The sequence below is a fragment of the Nocardiopsis sp. LDBS1602 genome, from assembly GCF_035818715.1.
In the GTDB taxonomy this organism is placed as follows: Bacteria; Actinomycetota; Actinomycetes; order Streptosporangiales; family Streptosporangiaceae; genus Nocardiopsis; species Nocardiopsis alba.
Genome location: NZ_JAYLVW010000005.1, coordinates 20,496 through 44,188, shown reverse-complemented (window position 1 = coordinate 44,188; position 23,693 = coordinate 20,496). Strand labels below are relative to the sequence as shown.

The window sequence follows — 23,693 nt, the reverse complement described above, 5'->3', positions numbered from 1 at the left end:
CTCCTTACGTCGATGCGCCGGTTCGGCGACAGGGTGCGGCCGGAGCCCGTTCGGGCCCCGGCCACGGTCGGGGATCGATGGTTCAGATGTGCGCGTACATGCCCGGTCCGATCGGCAGACCCAGGAAGTAGAACAGGGCGAGGACCGTGGTCCACAACAGCAGGAAGGCCAGGGAGAAGGGCAGGGCGCGGGCGATGACGGTCCCGATCCCGGCCTTGGGCTCGTACTGGCGCAGGAAGCCGAGGATGATCACCACGTAGGGGCTGAGCGGGGACAGCACGTTCGAGGTGGAGTCTCCGATGCGGAAGGCCGCCTGGACGAACCCGGGTTCGTAGCCCAGGAGGGCGAACATCGGCACGAACACCGCGGCGAACAGGGCCCACTGCGCGGAGCCGGAGATGATGAACAGGTTGATCAGGAACGCCAGCAGGATGAAGCAGACGATGGCCCCGAACCCCGTGAAGCCGGTGGCCTCCAGCCCCTCGGCGCCTCTGATCGCGATCCAGGTGGAGACCCCGGTCCAGTTGAAGAGCTCCAGGAACTGGGCCATCACGAAGGCCAGCACGATGAACCCGGACATCTCCTTGATGGTGTGACCCATCATCCGGGGGACGTCGGCCCCTCGGGAGATCGTCCCGGTGACCAGCCCGTAGGCCACGGCGGGGATCGCCAGGGTGAGGAAGACCAGGAAGACCACCGAGCTCAGCAACGGCGAGGTCGGCAGGAAGGCCCCGTCCTCGTTCCGCATGGGAGCTCCAGCGGGCAGTGTCACCAGCAGGACCGCCACGATGGTGATCACCAGGGCGATACCGGCCCAGCGCAGCCCCGACCGCTCGATCCGGTCGAGCTCCGGATCCATCCGCATGTCGGGGCGGTCCGCTCCCTCACGGACGTCCTCGACCACGACCTGCTCACGGGTGACCCCGCCACGCTCCATGGCGGGCTCGAGAACCCGATCGATGAGCAGACCGCCGACGAAGGTCAGCAGGACCGCGATGGTGAAGGTGAGGAAGTGGTTGGAGACCGGAGTGACCGTGGTGCCCAACCCCACCGAGGCGCTCGCGGTCTGGGTGATGCCGGACAGCAGGGCATCGGTGCTGGTGATGAAGGGGCTGCAACTGAACGCCGCGGTGGCCACCGCGAAACCGCCCAGCAGACCGGCGACGGGGTGCCTTCCGGCGGCTTTGAAGACCAGGGCGGCCAGTGGAGGGATCACCACCATCGCGGCGTCGCTCATGATGCTGCCGGAGACCGCGACCAAGGCGACGACGTAGGGCAGCAGCCACTTCGGCGCACGCCCGAACGCCCCTCGGACCAGAGAGTTGAGCAGACCGGTCCGCTGGGCCAGCCCCACACCGAGCAGCACCGTGAGGACCACGCCCAACGGCGGGAAACCGATGAAGTTCGAGACCAGGTTGGTGGTCAGCCAGGTCAGTCCCTGGGCGGAGAGGAAGCCCTGGATCTCCTGGGCCCCCTCCTCGCTGCCGGGCACCTCGTAGGTGGTGCCGAGCGACGCCATGATCGTGGAGGCCACGGCCACGATCACGAAGAGCAGCAGGAAAAGGATGAAGGGGTCGGGGATCCTGTTGCCGACGCGTTCGATACCGTCCAGCATGCGGGCGAAGAGGCCGGGACGTGGTCCGGAGGATCCGTCCGTTCGGCTCCGCTTCGAACTCTTGGTGCTCATGGTGTCACCTCGGAATGGGTCACGGGGAGGGGTCGGGGTCGGTTCGCGGGGGTCCGGCGTGCGGTGTCCTTGTGGACGACACCGTCCTTGAGCACGACGGTGATGTTGTCGGGGTCGCCGGGCAGGGTGATGTCGGCGAGGGGGTCGCCCGCGCAGACGACGATGTCCGCGCGTTTGCCGGTTTCGAGGGTGCCGATCTCGTCGGCCAGCCCGAGGAGGGCGGCGGCGTCGCGGGTGCCGGCCAGTAGCGCGCCCATGGGGGTCAGCCCATGCTCGACGAGCAGCGCCAGTTCGCGCAGGTTACGGCCGTGCGGGCAGATGCCCGAGTCCGTGCCCATGGCGACGCGGACGCCCGCCCTGACGGCGGTGGTGATGTTCTCGCTCAGGTGCTCCTGGAGCTTGAGCTTCTTGGCCACGGCGTAGGCGGCCGACCTGGTCGGATCGGGCGGGGTGGTGGCGGTCGACAGGGTGGGCACCAGGTAGGCGCCGCCGTCGAGCATGGACTCGATGCCGGGCCCGTCGATCTCGTAGCCGTGTTCGATGCTGGTGACACCGGCGGCCAGGGCGTTGCGGATACTGCGCGCGCTCTGGGCGTGCGCCGCCACGGGAACGTCGTGGGCGGCGGCCTCCCGCACGATCACCGACATCTCCTCGATGTTGAGACCGTCGTGCCATGGGGTGTCCTGGGGGCTCCAGACCCCGCCACTGGCCATCACCTTGATGACCCCGGCCCCCTTGCGCATGACCTCGCGGGTGGCGCGCAGGGCCTCGGCCGGCCCATCGGTGTTGATCGAGACCGCTCCATCGGGCCCCAGGACCGTCCCGTAGTCGAACCCGCAACAGGTGCGGAAGTCGCCGTGCCCACCGGTGGGGCCCAGGGCCCGGTAGGCGGTGACGATCCGCGGACCGGCGACGATCCCCTCGTCCACCGCGCGCATGACGGCCTGATCGAGTCCGGCCAGGTCGCGGACGCTGGTGACGCCCGTGTCCAGGGTGGCCCGCAGGCGCGGGATCGCGGTGAAGTAACCGTAGTGAGGGGGCTGATCGACCAGGTCGGCGGGGTTCATCCCGTCGCCGGACATGGTCATGTGCACGTGGGTGTCGATGAACCCCGGAAGGATCGTCCCGCCGGCGGCGTCCACCTCATGGTGGGGGCCGGTCACCTCCGGAGCGTCCGCGTCCGGACCGATCCAGTCGATCCGACCCTCGCGGGCGATCACCGTCAGACCGGGACGGGGGTCGGCCCCGGTCCCGTCGATCACGGTCCCGCCACGCACCACCACGGTCTGCTCGGCCGAGATCATCGACGCCATCCTCTCCCTCACCGCCCACGGGTGCCCGCGGCTCCGTGTACGGAAGGGCGGGACACGCACGAGCTCGTCGTCCATCGAGAACACGCAGCTCACGGCTGCGTTCCGATCTTGCGAAAACCTAAGCTGTGATGTGGTTAACCCCGCGAAAACGCAGGAAACGAGTTTCGAGAAGGTGAACGATGCCGGAACCCACCGTTCCGAACGAGTTCGATCTGACGCTGATCAACGCCCTCCAACTCGCGCCGAGGGCCACCTGGGCCGAACTGGGGCCGATCCTGGGCGTGGACCCCACCACGCTCTCCCGACGTTGGAAGCGCTTGGAGGACGAGGGTCTGGCCCGTATCGCGGCGTTCCCGCGCCGACGCGTGATGGCCCGCCGCAATCTCAGCTATGTCGAGCTGAGCTGCCGCAACGGAACGGTGGAGCGGGTCGCCGCCGTCCTGGCCGAGGACCGGGACACCCTCAGCATCCAGTTCGTGGCCGGCTCCCACCAGCTCATGCTCACCGTGGTGCCCGGGGCTGGCCTGGCCGACTACCTGCTCAACGGGGTGGGCGGCATCCCCGACGTGGTGTCCTACCGGGTCCACGTGGTCACGGAGGTGCCGCGGGAGGCCTACCTGTGGCAGGTGCGGGCGCTCTCCCCCGACCAGCGCAGGCGCCTGCACGCCCTCTCCCCGGCGCCCAGGGACCCGGTCGGCAACGAGCAGGTCACCGAACTCGACCAGCGGATCGTCGACCTGTTGTGCGAGGACGCGAGGCTGGGCTATCAGACCATCGCCGAGCGTCTGGACATCGCGCCCACCACGGCCGCGCGACGCCTCAACCGGCTCCTGCGCGACGGTCTGCTCGGGCTGCGCTGCGACATCTCCCGGGTGCACATGGGCTGGCCCAGCGCCGCCACCCTCTGGGGCAACGTCGACCCCGAGACCCTGGACTCCACGCCCGATCTGGGCGAACGCATTCCCGAGGTGCGACTGTGCACCAACATCGCCGGGCCGGAGAACACCCTGTTCATCCTCTGGCTCCGTGACGCCCCCGACCTGACCCGGGTGGAACGACGCCTGCTGGAGGAACTCCCCGGGCTGCGCATCGCCGACCGCAGGATGACCCTGCGAACCTTCAAGTTCATGGGCGGGGTGACCGACGCCGCCCAGCGCTTCTCCCGTTCCGTCCCGATCCAGCTCCGGTGACCGTCAGGCCTCCGCGGCCTCTCCCGGAAGCACGTCCAGTTCCACCAGGAACCCCCGGCCCAGCGACTCGCGCAGCTCGGCGTCGCCCTCCGAGCCCTCGTCCAGGCGCAGCGCGAACGTGTGCAGTTCGTCGGAGCGCTCGACCCAGCCGACCCACCAGCCGTGGGCCTCGTCGTCCTCACCGTGGCCGGTGGGGCCGAAGAGCCGGTAGTCGCTCCCCTCCTCCAACGCCACCAGCTCGCGAAGGGCCTCCTGGTGTTCCACGTCCACGGGAAGCTCGGCCCTCGCCAGCCCGGCCAGGAAGGTGGCCTGCTCCAGCGCGGAGATCTCCAACGGACCCTCGGCCCAGAAACGGCCCAGGTCGTCCTCGTCCCCGACACCGCGGTTGCCGTAGTCGAACCGGTCCACCCAGGTGGACATGCGCTCGTGTCCGATCCGCTCGGCGACCTCGTGGTGCACCGACGTCCCGGAGGCGGACAGGTCCGCGCGCAGGCTCCGCCCCTCTCCCCGATCCGGGGAGATCGTCTCGTCGACGTCGGAGACCGCTCCGGTCTGGAGGGCGATGAGCGTGTTCGGGAGTTCGAAGGTGGCCCCGGGCACGGCGCGCTCGTGGGCGCCGTCCGCCCCCACCAGCACCGCCGATCGGCCGTTGGCGTCGTAGAGCACGAACGTCCCGTCCACCCCGGCGTCCTCGAACAGGGACTCCAGGTCGCCGCGCTCCACGGCCTCCACGTCGCCCAGCTCGACGGGCTCGCCCACGGCCGAACGGTCCGGCTCGCCCTCCTCCTCGGTCCCACCGCAGGCGACGCCCGTGAAGAGGGTGAGCGCGCACCCCGCGGTCAGGGCGTATCCACGGGTCCTCCGGGACCTTCTGGGGGCGGATTCGGTGTCGGTACGCACTCGGCTCCTCCAGGCGGTGATCGAGGGGACGTCCGTCCTCCAAACTAGCCCACGGACCACCGATCACCACCTCGAAACGACACGCTCCGCACGCGCGTCGCCCCGTCCGGTCACCCGTCATCGACGACGAACGCCGACCGTCGAGCGCGAATCCGTCCCCGGACCCGCCCCACCCCTCCCACCCTCACCACCCCGTACGTGACCCATCCCTCGCGCCGTGCCCCTCCCACGACGAGGGCCCCGGCTCCCCTCGCCCCACGACCTCACGGGCCCGAACGACGGAGCCGGGCACGGAACCCCTGGTCCCACGCCCTTCGCGGCCGCGCGACGACCGTCGTCCACAACCCGTCGGGCGGTCTTGGGAGCCCCATCCCGCCGCTGCTAGGCTGAACCTGTTGCTGACCCCGTACGGGAGAGTGTCCGCGTATCCAGCGTGGGCCGCCGAAGGAGCAATCCCTCCCCACAGACAACCTCTCAGGCACAGCGGACCGTACGGGCGAGACCACTCTGGAAAGCAGGGACGCACGTCCCTCGCCGAAGGTGCAAGCCACGCCGAGCGCGGGGCGAAGCTCTCAGGCACCGATGACAGAGGGGGAGGATGGCAACGCCTCAACCGACACCGCCCATCCTCTCGGGAGTGCCCATGTCAGAGCCCACCTCCTCGCCGCGTCTCACCGCACTGCACAAGATCCACGAAGAGGCCGGGGCCACGCTCGTCGACTTCGCCGGGTGGCTCATGCCGCTCCGCTACGGCAGCGAGACCGCCGAGCACAAGGCGGTCCGCGAGGCCGCCGGGCTCTTCGACCTCTCCCACATGGGCGAGATCCGGCTGACCGGCCCCCAGGCCGACCAGGCCCTCGACCACGCCCTGGCCGGCTACCTGTCGAAACTGAAGGTGGGCCGGGCGCGCTACACCATGATCACCGCCGAGGACGGCGGTGTCCTGGACGACCTCATCGTCTACCGTCTCGGTGAGCGGGAGTACCTGGTCGTGGCCAACGCGGCCAACGTCTCCGTCGTCGCCTCCGCCCTGACCGAACGCGCCGCCGGCTTCGACGTCGAGGTCGTCGACGAGTCCCCCGAATACTCGCTCATCGCCATCCAGGGCCCGCGCGCCGTGGAGATCCTCGCCCCGCTCACCGACGCCGACCTCGACGAGATCCGCTACTTCGCCGGTTACGAGCACACCGTCGCCGGTGTCCCCGTCCTGCTCGCCCGGACCGGTTACACCGGTGAGGACGGCTTCGAGATCTTCGTCAAGCCCGCCGACCGCGCCCCCGAGATCTGGTCCGCCCTCATCTCCGGCGGCGCCGACCTCGGTCTGGTCCCCGCCGGGCTCTCCGCGCGCGACACCCTGCGCATGGAGGCGGGCATGCCGCTCTACGGCCAGGAGCTCACCTCCGACCTCACCCCCTTCGACGCCGGCCTGGGCCGCGTGGTCAGGCTCGACAAGTCCGGTGACTTCGTCGGCCGCGCCGCCCTGGAAGAGGCCTCCCGCACCGCGCGTGACAAGCGCCTGGTCGGGTTCGTCGCCCGCGGCCGCCGGCCCCTGCGCAAGGGCCAGGACGTGCTGCGCGACGGCTCCGTCGTCGGAACCATCACCAGCGGCGCCCCCTCCCCCACCCTGGGCCGCCCCATCGCCATGGCCTACGTGGACGGCGACCTCGACACCACGACCGGCACGTTCACCGTGGACGTGCGTGGCCGGGGAGAAGAGGTCGACGTGGTCGAGCTGCCGTTCTACAAGCGGCGGTCGTAGGAGGGGGTCCCACGAGGATCCTCGACGACCGGTACACGCCTCGGTGCCGTTCCCCCAGGGGGGCGGCACGGACGGGGCGTGGCCGGACATAGGCCGGGCCGGGTCGCCGTACGGGCGCACGGCAGACAAATGGAACACCTCCAAGGAGAGTTGAAGTGAGCGTTCCCACGGAGCTGGGTTACACCGCCAAACACGAGTGGGTCGCGGTAGAGGACGGGATCGCCACCGTCGGGATCACCGCGTTCGCCGCCGAGTCGCTGGGCGACATCGTCTTCGTCGAGACCCCCTCGGTCGGCGACGAGGTCACCGCGGGAGAGACCGCGGGAGAGGTGGAGTCCACCAAGTCCGTCAGCGACATCTACTCCCCCGTCAGCGGTGAGGTCGTCGAGGTCAACGAGGCGCTCGAGGACTCCCCCGAGACCATCAACTCCGCGCCCTTCGAGGGCGGCTGGCTGTTCAAGGTGCGCTTCTCCGAGGAGCCCGCGGACCTGCTCTCCGCCGAGGAGTACACCAAGCTGACCGAAGGCGAGAACTGATATGACCGGCGACAACCTTCTCAACCGGACCCTGAGCGAGCTGGACCCCGAGGTGGCGGCCGCGGTCGACGCCGAACTGGCGCGCCAGCGCGACACCCTGGAGATGATCGCCTCCGAGAACTTCGCCCCCCAGGCGGTTCTGGAGGCCCAGGGCACCGTCCTGACCAACAAGTACGCCGAGGGCTACCCCGGCCGCCGCTACTACGGCGGTTGCGAGCACGTCGACGTCGTCGAACAGCTCGCGATCGACCGGGCCAAGGAGCTCTTCGGCGCCGAGCACGTCAACGTGCAGCCGCACTCGGGCGCCCAGGCCAACACCGCGGTGTACTTCGCCCTGCTCAAGCCGGGCGACACCATCCTGGGCCTGGACCTGGCCCACGGTGGTCACCTGACCCACGGCATGCGGATCAACTACTCCGGCAAGATCCTCGACGCCGTGGCCTACCACGTGCGCGAGGACGACGGCACCGTCGACTACGACGAGGTCGCCGCCCTCGCCAAGGAGCACCGCCCCAAGATGATCGTGGCGGGCTGGTCGGCCTACCCGCGTCAGCTCGACTTCGAGCGCTTCCGGCAGATCGCCGACGAGGTCGGCGCCCTGCTGATGGTCGACATGGCGCACTTCGCCGGTCTGGTCGCGGCCGGACTGCACCCCAACCCGGTGCCGTTCGCCGATGTGGTCACCACCACCACGCACAAGACCCTGGGCGGTCCGCGCGGCGGGATGATCCTGTCCAAGGCCGAGCTGGGCAAGAAGATCAACTCCGCGGTCTTCCCCGGCATGCAGGGCGGCCCGCTGGAGCACGTGATCGCGGCCAAGGCGGTCTCGTTCAAGGTCGCTGCGAGCGAGGAGTTCGCCGAGCGTCAGCGCCGCACCCTCGCCGGGGCGCGGATCCTCGCCGAACGGCTCACCCGCCCGGACACGACCGAGGCGGGCGTCAAGGTCCTGTCCGGCGGCACCGACGTGCACCTGGTCCTGGTGGACCTGGTGAACTCGCCGATCAACGGCCAGGAGGCCGAGGACCTGCTCGACTCGGTGGGCATCACGGTCAACCGCAACGCGGTCCCCAACGACCCGCGGCCGCCGATGGTCACCTCGGGTCTGCGGATCGGCACCCCGGCGCTGGCCACCCGCGGCTTCGACGAGGACGACTTCACCGAGGTCGCCGACATCATCGCCGAAACGCTCAAGCCCGAGCCCGACATCGCCGCCCTGCGCGGACGTGTCGACGCGCTGACCGCCAAGCGCCCGCTCTATCCCAACCTGTAGCGGTATCCACGCCGTGCGGGTCCACGCGGGCCCGCACGGCGCCCACATCCCCCACGGCCCGACCCCTGTGCTCGATGAGGAGGACGGTCTCATGGCCATCAGCACCTTCGACCTGTTCAAGATCGGTATCGGACCGTCCAGTTCGCACACCGTCGGCCCGATGAAGGCGGCCCGGACCTTCGCCTCCGGCCTGATCGACCGAGACCTGTCATCACGAGTGACGCACGTGCGCGCCGAGCTGTACGGATCCCTGGCCCTGACCGGTAAGGGGCACGGCAGCGACACCGCGGTGATCCTGGGCCTGTCCGGGCACACCCCCGAAGGCGTGGACGTGGACTCCGTCCCTTCCCTGGTGGAGGAGGTCCGTTCGTCGCGGACCCTGCGACTGGGCGGCCCCGACGGCCCCTCGGTCTCCTTCGACCCGGCCGTCGACGTGGACTTCCGCCGCAAGGAGAGCCTGCCCGACCACCCCAACGGGATGCGCTTCGTGGCCCTGGACGCCTCGGGGGTCGAGGTGGCCGCGAAGGTGTACTACTCGGTGGGCGGCGGCTTCGTCGTGGACGAGCGGGCCGCGGGCGCCGACCGGATCAAGCCCGACGACACGGTACTGCCCTACCCCTTCTCCTCCGCGGAGGAGCTGTTGGGCCTGTGCGAGCGCACCGGAATGTCGATCAGCGCCCTGATGCTCGCCAACGAGGGCGCCTTCGGCCGCACCCCGGAACAGGTCCGGGCGGAACTGCTGGAGATCTGGTCGGTGATGCGTCTGTGCGTACGCCGCGGGGTCATGACCGAGGGCACCCTGCCCGGTGGCCTGCGGGTACCGCGACGGGCGCACCGGCTGTACCGCCAGTTGGGCGGCAACTGCGACGAGCGGGGGCTGTCGGCACCGACCCGGGTGGATCCGGACCCCATGCACGGCAGTGACTGGATCACCCTGTACGCGCTGGCGGTCAACGAGGAGAACGCCGCGGGCGGCCGTGTGGTGACCGCGCCGACCAACGGCGCCGCGGGTATCGTCCCCGCGGTGCTCCACTACTACCTGCACTTCAGCCCGGGCGCGGGTGACGAGGGCGTCGTGCGGTTCATGCTGACCGCCGCGGCCATCGGCATCCTGTTCAAGCAGAACGCGTCCATCTCCGGGGCCGAGGTGGGCTGTCAGGGCGAGGTCGGCTCGGCCTCCTCGATGGCGGCGGCGGGGCTGGCCGAGGTGTTGGGCGGCACCCCCGCCCAGGTGGAGAACGCGGCCGAGATCGCCATGGAGCACAACCTGGGTCTGACCTGCGACCCGATCGGCGGTCTGGTCCAGGTGCCGTGCATCGAGCGCAACGCGCTGGCCTCGGTGAAGGCGATCAGCGCCACCCGCATCGCGCTGCGCGGGGACGGCAGCCACTTCGTGAGCCTGGACAAGGTCATCAAGACCATGCGCGACACCGGGCGCGATATGCACGACAAGTACAAGGAGACAAGCCGCGGCGGCCTCGCCGTCAATGTCATCGAGTGCTGATCGGCGGGGCACGCTCCGCCGACGACCACGACCCGGTCCGCGAGGCCGAAGACAGGCCTGTGTCACAGGACGTCCGTGATCTCTCCTCATGACCGCCTGCGGCCACAGCGGGCGCGGAGGTGGTGAGTAATGCGGTGGAATGTTCTGATTCATCTCTTGGTTGCAGAAGAGGCGACCGATGGCCGGGCTCGAGCTTCCACCCGCTCGCCCACGTCGGTCGTCACCCCGGGTCCGGTGGCTCGAGCTCCGCTCGCCGCCGGACCCGCCCCTTTCCGGGCGGTATCGTCCCGGGCCGGCTCCTGGGCCGGCCGGCTGTGGCCCGAGGACGAACGACGGGGGCCGGCGCACCATCGGGCGCGCCGGCCCTCGTGTGTCGGAACCGTCTCAGGCGAGACTACGGCGGGGGTTCTTGGCGGGCGCGGTCATCGACATCCGCACGACCGCGGGCACCCGTTCCAGATCCAGCGAGGTCTGGAGGTTGGCGAGCGCCTCCTCCCTGACCCGCTGCCATATCCCGGCGACGTCGGCGTCCTCGTCCAGGGTCAACGACAGCCTCAGGTGGGGGTCGTCCCCCGACTCGGTCAACCGGGCCCGGGCCCGGCGCACCCCCGGGTAGGAGGCGACCTCCTGCTCCAGGGCACCGCGCGCGACGGACTCGGACATCTCGACGTTGCCGTCGTCGGTCTGTTCCAGGTAGAGCCGGCCCACCGTGTCGTTCATGCCCTGCACCATCAGCCATCGCAGGGCGAGGAAGCCGGCGACGAGCGCCACCGCGACCACCACGTAGGGCGCCCACCGTTGGGCGAGCACCGCGTCGACCGCGCCTCCGAGGATCGGGGTACGCGAGATTCCGACCCCGAAGAGCCCCAGACCGGCGGCCAGGGCGACGCCCCCGGCCGCGAACAACACCACTCCGACGATCACCAGCCCGAGGCGGTTGCCCCGTGCCGATCGGCGATTCCTGTCCCGCGCCATCGTCACCCCTCCGCGTATCGGACGTGTGTGGTGATGCGCATGCTGCGCAGGGGGGCCAGTTCCGCGAGCCTGTGCTCCACCGACCTGGTCACCTGGGTGGGCAGCCCTCGCGCGTCGCGCATACCGGTGCGCACGTGGATGCGCAGCCTGTTGCCGCGGACCGTCACGTGCGCGTGCTCGACCCCGCTGATCTCCTGGGCCGCCGCGGAGACCGCCCTGCGCAGTGCGGGGCGGGTCAGGCCGACGACGAACGCGGGGTCGTCGGTCCGCAACGCCGTCCAACGGCCTCGACCGGGCACGAGGGCGACCACGATCAGCGCCGTCCCGATCAGCGCCAGGACGGCCGAGGCGATCAGCACGGAGGGTTCGGACCAGGTGGTGGTGGTCGCGTAGTCGGTGGCCGGCCCCACCGGGATCAACCGCAGAGGGTTTCCCGCCAGTGCCGCGATGACCTCGGCCGCGGCGATCACCGCCACCGCCAGGATGACGAGGCCGGTGATCACCGCGGGCCAGGAGCGGCGCGGTCGGAACGTGTGGACGGCGACCCGTTTGGCTCGACGGTCGACCTCTTGGACCGGGCGTCCGAGCACCTCTTCCACGGTGGTCATGTCAGCGCACCAACTCCGAGATCTCTATGTCGATGTGGTTGACCTGTTTGCCGGTGATCCGTTCGACCCGGCTCTTGACGTGTTCCCGTACCGCTCCGGCGACCCGACGGACCGGGAGCGGATAGTCCACGTCGATCCTCAGACGGAGAAGGACGACCTCGCCGCTGACGCGGGTGCGGGCGGCCCTGGAGCGGGACGAGCGCGCTCCAGGGACCTCTCCGACCGCCCGTGCCGCGATCTTCCCGATCACGGCCCCGGGGATGTCCGTGTTCCCTCCGGGGTCACGTCCGCGGACGTGCCTCCCGTCGGGCCGTTCTCGGACCCCGGGCATCCGCTGCCGAGGGACCGTGTCGCTGCGCACCCCGACCACGATCACGCTCCTTGTCTAGGCCGAACGTCGTGTGAACATCTCGGCGAGGTCGAGTTCACCCTCCATCGCCCGGCCCGCGACGAACCCGACCAGGCCCAGGACCAGAACCAACGCGAAGGCGGCGAAACCGCCGAACGCCGCCGCGAGCCCCAGCACGGTCCCGTAGGACAGTCCAACGATGGGCCACATGGCTTCCCCTCTCATCCAACGTCCTGCCTCCCGGTCGGTGTTCGACCGGTCGTGCTCGTTCGTTCGTCGATCCCGGCGACCACGTCCTCCACCGATACGTGGAGGGCGCGGCCGCCGGTCAACGGGGCCAGTTCTCGACGGATCCCGGCGGCGATCTCCGGTAGCGGCCGCCCGTATTCGACGACCACCCCCACCTCGACGTGGTCGTCCCGGACCACGACCCCTCGGATCCGACCGCCCCGCACGGGCGTGCTCAGGGTTCCGAAGGAGCCCGAGGACAGTTCCACCACCTCGGGCAGGCGGACCGCGGCCTCGGCCACGGTCCGTGCGAGCTCTTCCCGTTCGTCGCCGCCGGTCATGACTACCGGACCCTGGGCTCGGAGTCGCCGTCGTCGGCGTTGTCGTCCTCCGGCAGGTGGATGTCGTCCACCTTGATGTTGATCTCGGTGACCTCCAGGCCGGTCATCCGCTCGACCGCGGTGGTGACGTTGCGGCGCACCGCCGCGGCGAGGTCCTGGATGGCGGCCCCGTACTCGACGACCAGGTCGATGTCGACGGCGGTCTGGCGTTCTCCGACCTCGACCGAGACCCCCTGGGCCACGGAACCGGAGCCTCCGCCTCCGCTGACGGCGTCGCGGACGGCTCCGACCATGCGGGCTGCTCCACCGCCCATCGCGTGGACTCCGCCGATCTCACGTGCCGCCATTCCGGCGATCTTGGCGACCACCCCGTCGGCGATGTGAGTGGTGCCCTGGCCGTTCCCGCTCGAGGAGTCGCGTTTACCGCCCGACTCTCGCGCGCTCGGCACCGACGCTTCGGTCTTCATGTCCGACACTGGCTCCCCCTACACAGTGTTGCGCGACCTTTGCGGACCCTCTCGGGTCGCCTAGTCGCGCTTGAAGACGTCCTTGATCTTGTCGCTCGCGGACTCGAAGGCGTTCTCGGCCTTGTCCTTGAGCTCCTCGGCCTTGCCCTTGGCCTTGTCGGCGGCGTCCTTGGCGCCGGCCTTGGCCTGGTCGGCCTTGCCCTCGGCCTCGGTGCCCCGGTCTCCGGTGACCTTGCCGAAGGCCTCCTTGCCCTTGCCGGCCGCGTCGTCGAAGTGCTTACCCATTGATGCCCCCTGGTCTGAACCGTTTGGCTCTGGGTTTTCAGGCCGAAACTCTCGCCGCCCCCGCTGTGGGGCAGGCGAGGCGTTTCGACCCCATCACACCATATAAGCACTCTATGTAGCCAACAAGAAACTTAAAGCAATGCTTTGCAGGTGAGAAGGGTCATGTCTACACCACCCCTGCCCCAACCCCACCCCCTGGAACCCCGGTGAGAGCAAGAAGAACGCCAGGATCTCCTTGGGAAACCCTGGCGTCCGAAAATTAATTCACCCAGAAAAAGAATGGATTGGGGATATCAGTCGAAAATGACCGTCTTGCTCCCATTGAGGAGCACGCGACGCTGAGCGTGCCAGTTCACGGCCCGTGCCAGGGCGACCGACTCCAGATCCCGACCGATCGCGGTGAGCTGCTCCGGGCTGTGGGTGTGGTCGACCCGGGAGACCTCCTGCTCGATGATCGGTCCCTCGTCCAGGTCGGCGGTGACGTAGTGGGCGGTGGCGCCGATCAGCTTCACCCCGCGCGTGTGCGCCTGGTGGTAGGGCCGGGCCCCCTTGAAGCTGGGCAGGAAGGAGTGGTGGATGTTGATGACCCGACCGGACATCTTGGCGCACAACTGCTCGGAGAGCACCTGCATGTAGCGGGCCAGAACCACCAGGTCGACATCGTAGACGTCGACCAGCTCCAGGAGGCGCTCCTCCTGCTCCTTCTTGTTCCGCGGGGTGATCGGGAGGTGGTGGAAGTCCACCCCATAGGAATCGGCGAGGAACTCCAGATCGGGGTGGTTGGAGACGACGGCGGCGATGTCGATGTCGAGCAGTCCGCTGCGCTGCCGGTAGAGGAGGTCGTTGAGGCAGTGCCCGAACTTGGACACCATCACGATCATGCGCGGGCGCACGTCACGTGCCTGGAGACTCCATTCGACGAACGAACCGTTCTCACCGCGCCCGAAGTCACCCGCGAGGGAGGCGAAGGCGGCGCGGAGGGTGTCCTCGTCGGCGGGGCCGCGCTCTCCGGCCTCGGCCACGAACTGCATCCGCAGGAAGAACCGTCCGGTGTAGTGGTCCCCGTACTGCTGGCTCTCGGTGATGTTGCATCCGTGGTCGGACATCAGGTTGGCCACCGCGGCCACGATGCCCCGACTGTCGGGACAGGACAGGGTCAGTACGTACTCGCGCTCACTCATCGAAGGAACCACTCCCGGGGATCGTCGGCCGAACAGCCTGACGATCCAGGATATCGAGGTCATCGGCCCGGCGAGGTCGTTCCCGGGGGTATCTCCCGTCACCCGCCCACCCGAGGGCGGGAGGGTTCGGGCGCTTCAGACAATATGAAAGACATTCATGTTCTGGCATGCTCTGTGGCATGACAAGCCTGCGTGAGAAGTACGAGGCCGCCACCCGCGATCTCCAGGCGCCTTTCGCCATCGTCGACCTGGCCGCCTTCCGCGCCAACGCCGCGGCCCTGACCCGCCGCGCCCACGGCCGCCCGATCCGGGTCGCCAGCAAGTCCGTGCGCAGCCGGGAACTGCTCCGCCGGACCCTGGCGCTGCCCGGCTACTCGGGGGTCATGGCCTTCACCCTCCCCGAAGCCCTCTGGCTCGCCGCTCCGGGCCCCGACGGCCCGGTCGACGACGACATCCTCGTCGCCTACCCCACCGTCGACCTCCCCGCCCTGGACGAACTCGTCCGCTCCCCCGAGGCGGCGCGGATCATCACCCTGATGGTCGACGACACCGCCCACCTGGATCTGATCGACGCCGCCGTCTCCCGAGCCGACCGGGGTCCGGACGCCCCACCCGTACGCGTGTGCCTGGACATCGACGCCAGTTGGCAACCGCTCGGCCCCTCTCTGCGCGTGGGCGCCTACCGCTCCCCCGTCCGCACCCCCCGTCAGGCCGCCGCCCTGGCCCGGGCGGTCAAGGCCCGCCCCCACCTGGAACTGGACGGGATCATGGTCTACGAGGGACAGATCGCCGGCGTGGGCGACGCGCCACCCGGCCGTCCTCTGTACGGGCGCCTCCTCCACTCCATCCAGCGCCGCTCCGCCCTCGAACTCGCCAGACGCAGAGCGGCCATCACCAGAGCCGTGCGGGCCGTCACGGACCTGCGCTTCGTCAACGGCGGAGGCACCGGCAGCCTGCACACCACCGGACGCGAACGGGCCGTCACCGAAGTGGCCGCCGGTTCCGGGCTGTACCAGCCCCACCTGTTCGACCACTACCGTTCGTTCCAGGGCCTCCCGGCCGCACTGTTCGCCCTCCCCGTGGTCCGCCGTCCCGCTCCGGGAGTGGCCACGGTGCTGGGCGGCGGATACCCCGCCTCCGGCCCCGTCGACGCCCACCGGGCACCACGCCCCCACCTCCCCGAAGGGCTCGCCTACAGCGCCAACGAGGGCGCCGGAGAGGTCCAGACCCCCCTGCTCGGCGAGGCCGCGCGCGGGCTGAGGGTCGGAGACCGGGTGTGGATGCGCCACGCCAAGGCCGGTGAACTGTGCGAACGCTTCGACACCCTGCACCTGATCGACTCCGACACCGGCACCTACGAGGGCTCGGTGCCCACCTACCGAGGAGAAGGCCGCACCTTCCTCTGAGCCCGAGCACGACGTGAGGGGGCGGGGTCCACGTGGACCCCGCCCCCTCACGTCGTCGTACCGCGGTCTCAGCCGCGCTTGCGGCGCACCGCCCAGGCCACCACTCCCACGGCGACGATCGTGCCCACACCGGCGGCCAGGATCAGCGCCTCGGTGGGCAGCCGACCACGCGACTGGTAGGTGGTCACCACCTTGTCATCGCCCTTGAGCACGATGCTGCCCTCCTCGGGCCGCACCACGCGACTCTCCACACGCACCGCCCCGCCGCCGACCACCAGGGCCCGCGCCTCGTCGAGGATCCGCGCCCCGCGCTCCTTGGCACGGCCGATCTGGCGCTTGGCGATGTTGGACGGACGGGCCTGTTCGCTGAGCTCGTCCAGGGTCTCGGCCAACCGTCGTTGTTCGCGGTCGATCTCGGCCTGAAGCTCCTCGGGGGTCTGGCGCGGTTCGGTGTCGCTTCCCGCCATAGTGTGCCTCTCTCCACTAGCGCACGGTCGTCTGGGAATCCGTGTCCGTGTCCGAGTCGGTGTCCCGACCGTGTTCTTCCGCGCCGTCGGACGGACCGGAGAATCTCAACGCGCCATCGATTCCATCGACCACACGGAAGAAGTCCCGCGTGGACAACCACAGTTTATAGATGATGGCGATCTCGAAGGCGAGCAGCAAAACACCGACGAAGGCGGTGATCCAACCGATCGCCTCGGGGGCGATCAGCGCCGCCGCGATGGGCGCCACCACGAAGACCGCCATCTGGAACTCGATGCCGCCCACCAGGTGGGTACGGATCCGTCGGGCGTTGAGCGCCGCCCAGAACCGCTGATACCAGGGGAAACGGTTCCGGAATTCCTGGTGCAGGTCGACCTTGGGCAGGGTCAGGTCCGGCTGCTTGCCGGCGGTGCGCTGATTGCGCGCCTCCCGCTCGTTCTGGCTGCGCAGTATCTGCTCCAGCACACCGATGCCGTGACGCAGCACCGCCTGCTCGCCGCCGTCGCTCATCGTCCGGCCGCCCCGACCGGTCGCGCTGCCGGTGTCGTCGCCCTCGGGCTCCAGCATCGACAGGGTCGCCCGGGCCCGCTCCAGCGCCGCGGCCAGGTGGGAACGCATCTCACGGCGCACCTTGTACACCTGGAGCGCGTTCAGGTAGCGCAGCATGTCCAGGAAGACCACGGCCAGCGCCAACCACACGAACGCCACGTGCCCGGTCTCCCGGTACTGGCCGCCCATGAGGGCGACCACGCACACCAGGACACGGAAACGATCCGACACGTAGTCCATCCACGCCCCGAAGAGCGTCTCCGAACCGGTCAGCCTGGCGAGCTTGCCGTCCATGCAGTCCACGAGGAAGCACAGGTAGTACAGCAACGCGCCCAGGATCAGGAGCTGCCAGTAGCCGAAGGCGAAGCACACGGCGGCGCCCAGGCCGAGGAAGAGCGCGACGACCGTCAACTGGTTCGGGGTGATCGACGTGCGACCGGCGATCGAGCGGACCAGCCGGACCGCGATCGGGTCCACCATGTAGACGGTCCACCAGGAATCGCGCTCCTTGAGAGTACGAGCCCGGACCTCGTCGAGTGTGAATCCAGCCATCGGCGCGAACTACTCTCCAAGCGAAACGGATGTGCTCCGGCCCGGCGGGCGGCCGGACATGCCGTCAGGTCATCGGCGACCACGCACGGTACGGCATGAGGTCGGGAAGAGGCCAACCGAGAGCGTCCGGTCAACAATAGGTGATCGAACCGCTGGTCATCCCCCGAAGCGGACGAACCGAACCGGAATCGCAACCGAAGGCCGCCCACCGGCGAGGACATCGCAGAGAAAGCGGCCACCTGCATCCCTCCCCCCACCATCTCGTACTGTGAGGCGTGAAGGAAGTGGGGTGGAACACTCTCCACCCCGCCCGAAGAAGACAGGAAGCACCACGTGAGCGAGAGCATCCGCCTGGCGACCGGCGACCAGGCCCCCGACTTCACCCTCGACGACGCCGACGGCACCCCCGTCACCCTGAGCAAGGTCCTGGCCGAGACCGGCAAGAGCGTCGTCCTGTACTTCTACCCGGCCGCCATGACCCCGGGCTGCACCACCGAGGCCTGCGACTTCCGGGACAACCTCACCGAGTTCGCGGACGCGGGCTTCACCGTCCTGGGCGTCTCCCCCGACCAGCCCGCGAAGCTGGCCGAGTTCCGGGACAAGGAGAGCCTGACCTTCACCCTGCTCGGCGACCCCTCCAAGGAGACCCTGGTCGCCTACGGGGCGTTCGGTGAGAAGCAGAACTACGGTCGCACCGTCCAGGGCGTCATCCGTTCGACCTTCATCGTCGGCACCGACGGCAGGATCCAGAAGGCCTTCTACAACGTGAAGGCCACCGGTCACGTCGACCGGATCAAGCGCGAACTGGGCGTCTGATCCTCGGCACGGTCGTCCGGTCACCCCAGGACCGGACGACCCGCCACCCCGCTACCCCGTCCTGTCCCGGCCCCGGTAGAGTGGCCCCGTCGGGGCCGTAGTCCAACGGCAGGAGACGGCAGCTTTAGGTGCTGTACAGTGCGGGTTCGAATCCCGCCGGCCCCACTCTCATCGGGACGACCCTCTCGCGTGCCCACGGCCGCGGGGTCGTCCCTTTCCCGTTCCCGCCCCCGGTGGGCTGCGGTCACAGCGCCAGCAGGGCCCACATGACCAGGGCCAGCAACGCCAGTACGCCCACGCCGACGGCGATCGCCATCGGCAGCCGACTCTTCTCCGCGTGCTTGCCCGAACTGGTCAGACCGAGGGTGTCCGTCGACTCGCGGATCGACGTCATGATCGTGTTCATCGCCTCGGGGCTGTTGCGCAGCCGCTCGCTGATGGACTCGGCCAGCACGTGCGCCCCCGCGCGGAAGTGCTCACGCGCGGATTCGCGGTCCGCGGACCGATCCCCCTCGTCGGAGTCCTCGGCCGCACCGTCCACGACCGCTTCGACGGCCTCTTTGGTGGGCATCGTCGGGGCCCACGGGGCCAACGCCGCGATCCGCAGCATCTTGGCCGCGTTCTCACCGGTCAACCGCTCGGCGGGTTCGACCTTGAGCAGCCCCGCCAGCACCGGCGCGAGCGGGCCGGCGTTGGCGGCCTCCTTCGGCTCGTCCAAGGGCTCCTGGCGCAGGATCTTGATGTAGCCCTTCCGGTCGTAGGGCGGGTAGCCCTCGACGGCGGCGTACAGGGTGGCGCCCAGGGACCACAGGTCGGACTCGGGCCCCACGGGGCCGGCCTTGGCCCGCTCCGGCGGGATGTAGGCGGGTGATCCGATGATCCTGCCGGAGGAGCTCAGCGCCGATTCGCCGTTCCAGGCGGCCAGGCCGAAGTCGGTCAGGACCACCCGACCGGCGGCGTTGATCATCACGTTGTCGGGCTTGACGTCGCGGTGGACGATGCCCTCCTCGTGCGCCACCCGAAGGGCGTCGATCAACTGGAGCCCGATCTCGGCCACGCGCTGGTAGGGCAGAGGGCCGCCCACCTGGATGATCTCCTCCAGGGTGGAGGCCTCCACCAGCTCCATGACGATCCACGGCCGCTCGTCCTCGTCCACCACGTCCAAGACCGTGACCAGTCCGGGATGGGTCAGCCGGCCGGCGACACGGGCCTCGCGCGTGGTGCGCTGCAACAGGGACTCGCGCTCGGAGCGACTCAGGTCCGCCGGCAGACGTAGCTCTTTGACCGCCACCTCGCGCTTGATGACCAGATCGGTGGCGCGCCAGACCGTCCCCACACCGCCTCGGGCGATCTCCGAGGTCAACTGGTAGCGCCCCTTCAGCAGCCGGCCGGCGGGCTCAGCCACCGCCGCGTCCGGACGCGCCGAATCGAGCGACGTCTCGGGCCGCTGCGTGTGAGGGTTGTCTAGGGAGGACACGGTTATCCACGGGTCCATTCACCGGCCATGGTGGCCTCCTGCGGAGCATTGCGGTCGCTGTCACCACGTAGGTGCACGGATCACTCGTTATACCAGCATGACGCCGGGGCCACCTCGAGGGTTGGCCGATGGTCGTCACATAGGTTCGCTTTCGTTATGTCCGAGCAGGAGCGACACATGCCATGACGAGGATCTCCCTTGCCGATCCTTGACTCGGACGCGGGCTTCGTGCACGCGCGGACGCGCGTGCACGAAGCCCGTGCGCTCAGCTCCAGAGGGACTCCGGAGAACGCACCTCGACCGGACCGACCCCGGTCTCGGTCAGCGGCCCGCGCAGGCTCTCGGCGTCGCCGACCACCACCACGACCGCCTCCTCCGGGCGAAGGTACTCGACGGCGGCGGAGTTCAGGTCCTGCGCGGTGAGCTTCTCGTAACCGGCGCGGACCCGGTCGACGTTGTCGTCGGGCAGGTCGTGCACCACGATGTCCACCAGGGCCCCGGCGACCGCCCGGGCCGTGGAGTAGGCCACCGGCAGGCCCACGATGTTGGACTCGCGGACCGCGGCCAGCTCGTCCTCGGTGACCCCCGAGGCGCGCAGCTTGGCGATCTGTTCGAAGGAGGAGGTCACCGAGTGCGCGGTGGTGCTCGCCTCCACCTGGGTGCTCATGAAGAACACACCGCTGTCGCGACGCAGGTCGAAACGGCTTCCGGCACCGTAGGTGTAACCGAGGCGCTCGCGCAGCTCCATGTTGAGGCGAGAGGTGAACATCCCGCCCAGCACCTCGCTGATCCCCTCGGCGCGCGGCAGTTCCACCTGCGAGCGCGAGGGGGCGCGGTGCGCGATGACCAGGGCCGACTGCACCGAACCGGGCCGGTCGACGACCAGCACGCGGGGCAGCTCGCCGGGCGGCGGGGCGGGCTCGGTGATCCGACGCTCGGGCACGGCCGCGGTGTCGCCGAAGACGCCCCGGCCCAGCTCCTCCAGGTCGACCCCGGAGAGGTCGCCGACGACCACGAGGGTGCCCGCGTAGGCCGCGATCGTGTCGGCGTGGAAGGCCGCCACCCGCTCGGGGGTGATGTCGGCCAGCTTGACGGGACCGCCCGCCAGCGGGGTGGCGTAGCGGCCGGTGAACAGCTGCCCGCCGAGGCTGCGCATGGCCAGGGTGGACGCCGAGGCGGCCTCCAGCCAGAAACGCTCCAAGAGCTGATCGCGACGGCGGACGATGTCGTCGGCCTTCAGCGCCGGGCGACGCACGGCGTCGGAGAACAGCCCCACCGCGTCGCCGAGTCGGTTGATCGGCGCGTCCAGGCCGGTGATGAAACCGTCCCAGTTGGCGCGGGCGACCCATTCGGCGCCGTAACGCTCCAGGGCGGGGGCCAGAGAGCTGTTCCCGTCCGGCCCGTCTTCGAGGACCTCACTGGTCAGAGCGGTGACGCCCATGGCGTCCAGAGGCTCGACGGCCCCACCGAAAGGGTGGACGAGGCGGAGGGAGATCAGCTGCTGGCCGGGAAGGTCCACGGCGACGACCGTGCCGTTGCCGACACGGACGCGCTCGGGCTTGGGAAAGGAGTAGGAGGAGGCGGCGCCGAGGTCCGGGCGGGTCTGCTGCATGCTGCGGCTCTTTCTGCGGCTAGGGAACGACTGGGGCCTTCGGTGACGAGGCTCAGGCCTCGGCCTCGGGGTCGAACCGGACGACCAGCATGTTCTCGTCGACGAGGAAACGCTCGGCCGCGGCCCGCACCTCCTCGGCGGTGATGTCGGCCCAGCGCCGGGGCCAGGTGAAGGCGAGCTCCGGGTCGTCGAACAGCTGGGTGCAGCTTCCGATGGTGTCGGCCAGCCCGGAGGGACTGGAGATGTGGTGCAGGTGGTCGCGCTCCAGGACGGCGCGGGCCCGCTCCAGCTCGTCGTCGGCGATCCCGTCGGCGAGCTTGGCGACCTCCTCCCGGATGGCCTTCTCCAGGATGTCGCCGTCCACGCCCTCGCGCGCCAGCATGTTCACCAGCAGCAGGCTGTCGGTGTAGCGGAACGGCAGGATGTCGGCGCCGGCCCCGCCGTCGTCGGCGGCGATGGGGCGGTCCACGACCAGGGAGCGGTACAGCCGGCTGCCCTGCCCCTGGCCCAGGACGGCGGAGGCGAGCTGGGCGGCGTCGTGCCCGCGCTCACCGTAGGCGGGGACACGGAAGCCGATGAACACGCCGGCGGCGGGCACCGTCTCGGTCACCGAGTCGCGGACCGGGCCGCCCATGGGGACCCGCAGGACGGGGTCGGGGACCTCGGGGATGTCGTCACGGGCCGGGATGTGGCCGAAGTACTTCTCCACCCGGGCCAGGACGTCGGCGGACTCCAGGTCGCTGACGATGGTCAGGACACAGTTGTCGGGGCCGTAGTGCAGCTTGTGGAAGGACTTGACGTAGTCCAGGTCGGCCGCGTCCAGGTCGGCCATGGAGCCGATCGTGGGGTGGTGGTAGGGGTGCCCGACCGGGTAGGCCAGGCGCAGGATGCGCTCCAGGGCCGTGCCGTAGGGCTGGTTCTCGTAGCGCTGACGACGCTCGTTCTTGACCACGTCGCGCTGGTTGTCCAGGACCTCCTGGGTCATGCCCTCGCGCAGGGTGGCCAGACGGTCGGCCTCCAGCCACAGGATGAGGTCCAGGGCGTGGGTGGGGACCGTCTCGAAGTAGTTGGTGCGGTCGGTGGAGGTGGAGGCGTTGATGTCGCCGCCCAGCCGCTCGACCGCGTCGAAGTGGTCGCCCTTCTCGGTGTTCCCGGTCCCCTGGAACATCAGGTGCTCGAACAGGTGGGCGAAGCCGGTGCGTCCGGGCACCTCGTGGCGTGAACCCACCCCGTACCAGAGGTTGACCGAGGCGACCTGGCCGGTGGAGGCCGGCGCCGTCACCAGACGCAACCCGTTGTCCAGCGTGTACTGATCGACCCGTCCCGCCGTTCCCATAGTGGTCACCAGCGCATGCACCCCATCAAGTTCCGTTGGTCGCTTCGACGAGTACGACCCTACGGCCTCGACACGCCTCGGGGACACGGGTTCGGGTAAGCCGTGGGCGATTTAGCGCCGTTCACCCCTTCTAGCGACCGGCGCGGTACTCCGTGCTGTCCATGGAGGCGGCGATCTCGTCGTACACGCTGCTGTACTGGGCGTCGACGGACCAGACGTAGAGCAGGACGTCGCTTTCGGGGAGGAACCACATGCGCACCTCGAAGGTGTCCTCGTTATCGCAGGTGACGCTCCAGACCGAGTGGTGGGACTTGAGCCCGTCGGCGTGCTCGAAGACCTGGCCGTTGTCGGAGGTCAGGGTCGCCTTGTCCACTCCGATGTTGCCGGAGGCGGCGGTGTTGAGGCTGCGGCAGCTGCTGGTGTCGTCGGCCCAGCCGTCGTCGTCGTAGAAGGCGTCGTCCTTCTTGGGCCAGCTCTGAGGGTGGTTCTCGGCCTGTTCGGGGACCAGACGGATCGAGCCGTAGGCGCAGGCGCTCTGTCCGGGCGGGGTCAGGCACAGTTGGCCGCCCTCGTTCTGGACCTCCCAGTCCTCGGGGGCGTCGATCTCGACCCCGGCGACGTCGACGTTGTCGAAGCCCTCCGGGCCCGGGGGTTCGACCGCGGGCAGCATGCCGCTCTCGCCGCGTTCCAGGCTGATCTCGTCGGATCCCCCGGAGGAGCAGGCGCCGAGGGTCAGCAGAGCCGCGGCCGCGACCGCGACCGAGCGGCCACCGGTCCGTACACGCAGCCGTTCCTTGTCCGTCGCGCCCGCCATGGTTCGTCCTGCCCTTCTTGGGGTTCTTCGCCCCTTACACGCCCATCCGGTT

Annotated in this window: 24 protein-coding genes, 1 tRNA gene and 1 riboswitch; of the genes, 8 read left to right on the top strand and 17 right to left on the bottom strand. The window is 69.6% G+C overall.

What is annotated here, in order from left to right; all coding sequences use genetic code 11:
- Window positions 1-82 precede the first annotated feature (82 nt).
- Both U9J66_RS17180 and U9J66_RS17175 read right to left on the bottom strand, forming a co-directional pair.
- Window positions 83-1,687: an AbgT family transporter gene (locus U9J66_RS17180; RefSeq protein ID WP_042284080.1), complete on the bottom strand. Its 1,605-nt coding sequence runs from the start codon at window positions 1,685-1,687 to the stop codon at window positions 83-85.
- Window positions 1,684-2,991 carry a metal-dependent hydrolase family protein gene (locus U9J66_RS17175; RefSeq protein WP_326338234.1) on the bottom strand — a complete coding sequence of 436 codons (1,308 nt, stop codon included), beginning with the start codon at window positions 2,989-2,991 and terminating at the stop codon, window positions 1,684-1,686. The genes U9J66_RS17180 and U9J66_RS17175 overlap by 4 nt, the downstream gene beginning before the upstream one ends.
- Window positions 2,992-3,179: 188 nt before the next feature.
- Here U9J66_RS17175 and U9J66_RS17170 point away from each other — a divergent pair, with 188 nt between their 5' ends.
- The gene (locus U9J66_RS17170) at window positions 3,180-4,190 is read left to right on the top strand and encodes an Lrp/AsnC family transcriptional regulator (protein ID WP_014911818.1); all 1,011 of its coding nucleotides are present in this window, start codon (window positions 3,180-3,182) and stop codon (window positions 4,188-4,190) included.
- A gap of 3 nt (window positions 4,191-4,193) precedes the next feature.
- On the opposite strand, the gene U9J66_RS17165 is transcribed toward U9J66_RS17170, so the two are convergent.
- Window positions 4,194-5,090 (bottom strand): penicillin-binding transpeptidase domain-containing protein, encoded by an 897-nt coding sequence (locus U9J66_RS17165; RefSeq protein ID WP_042284078.1) that lies wholly within the window; start codon window positions 5,088-5,090, stop codon window positions 4,194-4,196.
- A 399-nt stretch (window positions 5,091-5,489) separates the two neighbouring features.
- A riboswitch (glycine riboswitch) is annotated at window positions 5,490-5,591 on the top strand.
- Between the two features lie 142 nt (window positions 5,592-5,733).
- On the opposite strand from U9J66_RS17165, the gene gcvT reads away from it, so the two are divergent.
- The 4 genes from gcvT to U9J66_RS17145 all read left to right on the top strand — a co-directional run bounded on the left by gcvT (window position 5,734) and on the right by U9J66_RS17145 (window position 10,159).
- Window positions 5,734-6,849: a glycine cleavage system aminomethyltransferase GcvT gene (gene gcvT, locus U9J66_RS17160; protein ID WP_014909541.1), complete on the top strand. Its 1,116-nt coding sequence runs from the start codon at window positions 5,734-5,736 to the stop codon at window positions 6,847-6,849.
- Window positions 6,850-7,004: 155 nt separating this feature from the next.
- Window positions 7,005-7,385: a glycine cleavage system protein GcvH gene (gene gcvH / locus U9J66_RS17155; RefSeq protein ID WP_326338152.1), complete on the top strand. Its 381-nt coding sequence runs from the start codon at window positions 7,005-7,007 to the stop codon at window positions 7,383-7,385.
- 1 nt (window position 7,386) lies between these two features.
- Window positions 7,387-8,655 carry a serine hydroxymethyltransferase gene (gene glyA, locus U9J66_RS17150; protein ID WP_014910632.1) on the top strand — a complete coding sequence of 423 codons (1,269 nt, stop codon included), beginning with the start codon at window positions 7,387-7,389 and terminating at the stop codon, window positions 8,653-8,655.
- Window positions 8,656-8,746: 91 nt separating this feature from the next.
- On the top strand, window positions 8,747-10,159 hold the full coding sequence (locus U9J66_RS17145; RefSeq protein ID WP_017536345.1) for an L-serine ammonia-lyase: 1,413 nt from the start codon (window positions 8,747-8,749) through the stop codon (window positions 10,157-10,159).
- A 384-nt stretch (window positions 10,160-10,543) separates the two neighbouring features.
- On the opposite strand, the gene amaP is transcribed toward U9J66_RS17145, so the two are convergent.
- From amaP to purU, 8 genes are all read right to left on the bottom strand, one after another.
- Window positions 10,544-11,134, bottom strand: coding sequence for an alkaline shock response membrane anchor protein AmaP (gene amaP, locus U9J66_RS17140; protein ID WP_017536346.1), 591 nt, complete (start codon window positions 11,132-11,134; stop codon window positions 10,544-10,546).
- Between the two features lie 2 nt (window positions 11,135-11,136).
- A complete protein-coding gene (locus U9J66_RS17135; RefSeq protein WP_042284074.1) occupies window positions 11,137-11,742 on the bottom strand; it encodes a DUF6286 domain-containing protein in 606 nt (201 codons plus the stop codon).
- 1 nt (window position 11,743) lies between these two features.
- Window positions 11,744-12,118, bottom strand: a complete 375-nt coding sequence (locus tag U9J66_RS17130; RefSeq protein WP_014912517.1) for an Asp23/Gls24 family envelope stress response protein — start codon at window positions 12,116-12,118, stop codon at window positions 11,744-11,746.
- 9 nt (window positions 12,119-12,127) lie between these two features.
- Window positions 12,128-12,301: a hypothetical protein gene (locus U9J66_RS17125; protein WP_014913456.1), complete on the bottom strand. Its 174-nt coding sequence runs from the start codon at window positions 12,299-12,301 to the stop codon at window positions 12,128-12,130.
- An 11-nt stretch (window positions 12,302-12,312) separates the two neighbouring features.
- Window positions 12,313-12,660: a hypothetical protein gene (locus U9J66_RS17120; protein ID WP_014911320.1), complete on the bottom strand. Its 348-nt coding sequence runs from the start codon at window positions 12,658-12,660 to the stop codon at window positions 12,313-12,315.
- Window positions 12,661-12,662: 2 nt separating this feature from the next.
- Entirely contained in the window at window positions 12,663-13,127 is a 465-nt protein-coding gene (locus U9J66_RS17115; RefSeq protein WP_014911106.1) for an Asp23/Gls24 family envelope stress response protein, read from the bottom strand.
- A 60-nt stretch (window positions 13,128-13,187) separates the two neighbouring features.
- Window positions 13,188-13,412, bottom strand: coding sequence for a CsbD family protein (locus tag U9J66_RS17110; protein WP_014910551.1), 225 nt, complete (start codon window positions 13,410-13,412; stop codon window positions 13,188-13,190).
- 293 nt (window positions 13,413-13,705) lie between these two features.
- On the bottom strand, window positions 13,706-14,593 hold the full coding sequence (purU, locus tag U9J66_RS17105) for a formyltetrahydrofolate deformylase (protein WP_014908219.1): 888 nt from the start codon (window positions 14,591-14,593) through the stop codon (window positions 13,706-13,708).
- A 179-nt stretch (window positions 14,594-14,772) separates the two neighbouring features.
- Between purU and U9J66_RS17100 the strand changes: the two genes are divergently transcribed.
- Entirely contained in the window at window positions 14,773-15,999 is a 1,227-nt protein-coding gene (locus U9J66_RS17100) for an alanine racemase (RefSeq protein WP_326338151.1), read from the top strand.
- Between the two features lie 68 nt (window positions 16,000-16,067).
- Here U9J66_RS17100 and U9J66_RS17095 read toward each other — a convergent pair whose 3' ends face one another.
- Both U9J66_RS17095 and U9J66_RS17090 read right to left on the bottom strand, forming a co-directional pair.
- On the bottom strand, window positions 16,068-16,466 hold the full coding sequence (locus tag U9J66_RS17095) for a DUF3618 domain-containing protein (RefSeq protein ID WP_014913382.1): 399 nt from the start codon (window positions 16,464-16,466) through the stop codon (window positions 16,068-16,070).
- Between the two features lie 16 nt (window positions 16,467-16,482).
- Window positions 16,483-17,586 carry a CDP-alcohol phosphatidyltransferase family protein gene (locus U9J66_RS17090; protein WP_014912224.1) on the bottom strand — a complete coding sequence of 368 codons (1,104 nt, stop codon included), beginning with the start codon at window positions 17,584-17,586 and terminating at the stop codon, window positions 16,483-16,485.
- Between the two features lie 333 nt (window positions 17,587-17,919).
- Here U9J66_RS17090 and bcp point away from each other — a divergent pair, with 333 nt between their 5' ends.
- Window positions 17,920-18,402 (top strand): thioredoxin-dependent thiol peroxidase, encoded by a 483-nt coding sequence (gene bcp / locus U9J66_RS17085; RefSeq protein WP_014911630.1) that lies wholly within the window; start codon window positions 17,920-17,922, stop codon window positions 18,400-18,402.
- A gap of 91 nt (window positions 18,403-18,493) precedes the next feature.
- Window positions 18,494-18,567, top strand: a tRNA-Leu gene (locus U9J66_RS17080).
- A gap of 79 nt (window positions 18,568-18,646) precedes the next feature.
- Here the strand turns inward: U9J66_RS17080 and U9J66_RS17075 are convergent.
- The 4 genes from U9J66_RS17075 to U9J66_RS17060 form a co-directional block, all read right to left on the bottom strand.
- Window positions 18,647-19,807, bottom strand: coding sequence for a serine/threonine-protein kinase (locus U9J66_RS17075; protein WP_014910467.1), 1,161 nt, complete (start codon window positions 19,805-19,807; stop codon window positions 18,647-18,649).
- Between the two features lie 337 nt (window positions 19,808-20,144).
- On the bottom strand, window positions 20,145-21,491 hold the full coding sequence (locus U9J66_RS17070; protein ID WP_014909183.1) for a M16 family metallopeptidase: 1,347 nt from the start codon (window positions 21,489-21,491) through the stop codon (window positions 20,145-20,147).
- A 52-nt stretch (window positions 21,492-21,543) separates the two neighbouring features.
- Entirely contained in the window at window positions 21,544-22,827 is a 1,284-nt protein-coding gene (locus U9J66_RS17065; protein ID WP_014909691.1) for a M16 family metallopeptidase, read from the bottom strand.
- Window positions 22,828-22,957: 130 nt separating this feature from the next.
- Window positions 22,958-23,641 carry a hypothetical protein gene (locus U9J66_RS17060; RefSeq protein WP_161111374.1) on the bottom strand — a complete coding sequence of 228 codons (684 nt, stop codon included), beginning with the start codon at window positions 23,639-23,641 and terminating at the stop codon, window positions 22,958-22,960.
- Between the last annotated feature and the right edge of the window lie 52 nt (window positions 23,642-23,693).

What these genes read in the sequence shown, in the direction of transcription:
- U9J66_RS17100 (WP_326338151.1), top strand. Translation starts at nt 14,773, where the DNA reads ATGACAAGCCTGCGTGAGAAGTACGAGGCCGCCACCCGCGATCTCCAG.
- U9J66_RS17120 (WP_014911320.1), bottom strand. Translation starts at nt 12,660, where the DNA reads ATGACCGGCGGCGACGAACGGGAAGAGCTCGCACGGACCGTGGCCGAG.
- U9J66_RS17175 (WP_326338234.1), bottom strand. Translation starts at nt 2,991, where the DNA reads ATGATCTCGGCCGAGCAGACCGTGGTGGTGCGTGGCGGGACCGTGATC.
- U9J66_RS17135 (WP_042284074.1), bottom strand. Translation starts at nt 11,742, where the DNA reads ATGACCACCGTGGAAGAGGTGCTCGGACGCCCGGTCCAAGAGGTCGAC.
- U9J66_RS17170 (WP_014911818.1), top strand. Translation starts at nt 3,180, where the DNA reads ATGCCGGAACCCACCGTTCCGAACGAGTTCGATCTGACGCTGATCAAC.
- U9J66_RS17125 (WP_014913456.1), bottom strand. Translation starts at nt 12,301, where the DNA reads ATGTGGCCCATCGTTGGACTGTCCTACGGGACCGTGCTGGGGCTCGCG.
- U9J66_RS17095 (WP_014913382.1), bottom strand. Translation starts at nt 16,466, where the DNA reads ATGGCGGGAAGCGACACCGAACCGCGCCAGACCCCCGAGGAGCTTCAG.
- U9J66_RS17060 (WP_161111374.1), bottom strand. Translation starts at nt 23,641, where the DNA reads ATGGCGGGCGCGACGGACAAGGAACGGCTGCGTGTACGGACCGGTGGC.
- purU (WP_014908219.1), bottom strand. Translation starts at nt 14,593, where the DNA reads ATGAGTGAGCGCGAGTACGTACTGACCCTGTCCTGTCCCGACAGTCGG.
- U9J66_RS17145 (WP_017536345.1), top strand. Translation starts at nt 8,747, where the DNA reads ATGGCCATCAGCACCTTCGACCTGTTCAAGATCGGTATCGGACCGTCC.
- gcvT (WP_014909541.1), top strand. Translation starts at nt 5,734, where the DNA reads ATGTCAGAGCCCACCTCCTCGCCGCGTCTCACCGCACTGCACAAGATC.
- U9J66_RS17070 (WP_014909183.1), bottom strand. Translation starts at nt 21,491, where the DNA reads ATGCAGCAGACCCGCCCGGACCTCGGCGCCGCCTCCTCCTACTCCTTT.
- U9J66_RS17090 (WP_014912224.1), bottom strand. Translation starts at nt 17,586, where the DNA reads ATGGCTGGATTCACACTCGACGAGGTCCGGGCTCGTACTCTCAAGGAG.
- U9J66_RS17110 (WP_014910551.1), bottom strand. Translation starts at nt 13,412, where the DNA reads ATGGGTAAGCACTTCGACGACGCGGCCGGCAAGGGCAAGGAGGCCTTC.
- amaP (WP_017536346.1), bottom strand. Translation starts at nt 11,134, where the DNA reads ATGGCGCGGGACAGGAATCGCCGATCGGCACGGGGCAACCGCCTCGGG.
- U9J66_RS17065 (WP_014909691.1), bottom strand. Translation starts at nt 22,827, where the DNA reads ATGGGAACGGCGGGACGGGTCGATCAGTACACGCTGGACAACGGGTTG.
- U9J66_RS17180 (WP_042284080.1), bottom strand. Translation starts at nt 1,687, where the DNA reads ATGAGCACCAAGAGTTCGAAGCGGAGCCGAACGGACGGATCCTCCGGA.
- glyA (WP_014910632.1), top strand. Translation starts at nt 7,387, where the DNA reads ATGACCGGCGACAACCTTCTCAACCGGACCCTGAGCGAGCTGGACCCC.
- U9J66_RS17115 (WP_014911106.1), bottom strand. Translation starts at nt 13,127, where the DNA reads ATGAAGACCGAAGCGTCGGTGCCGAGCGCGCGAGAGTCGGGCGGTAAA.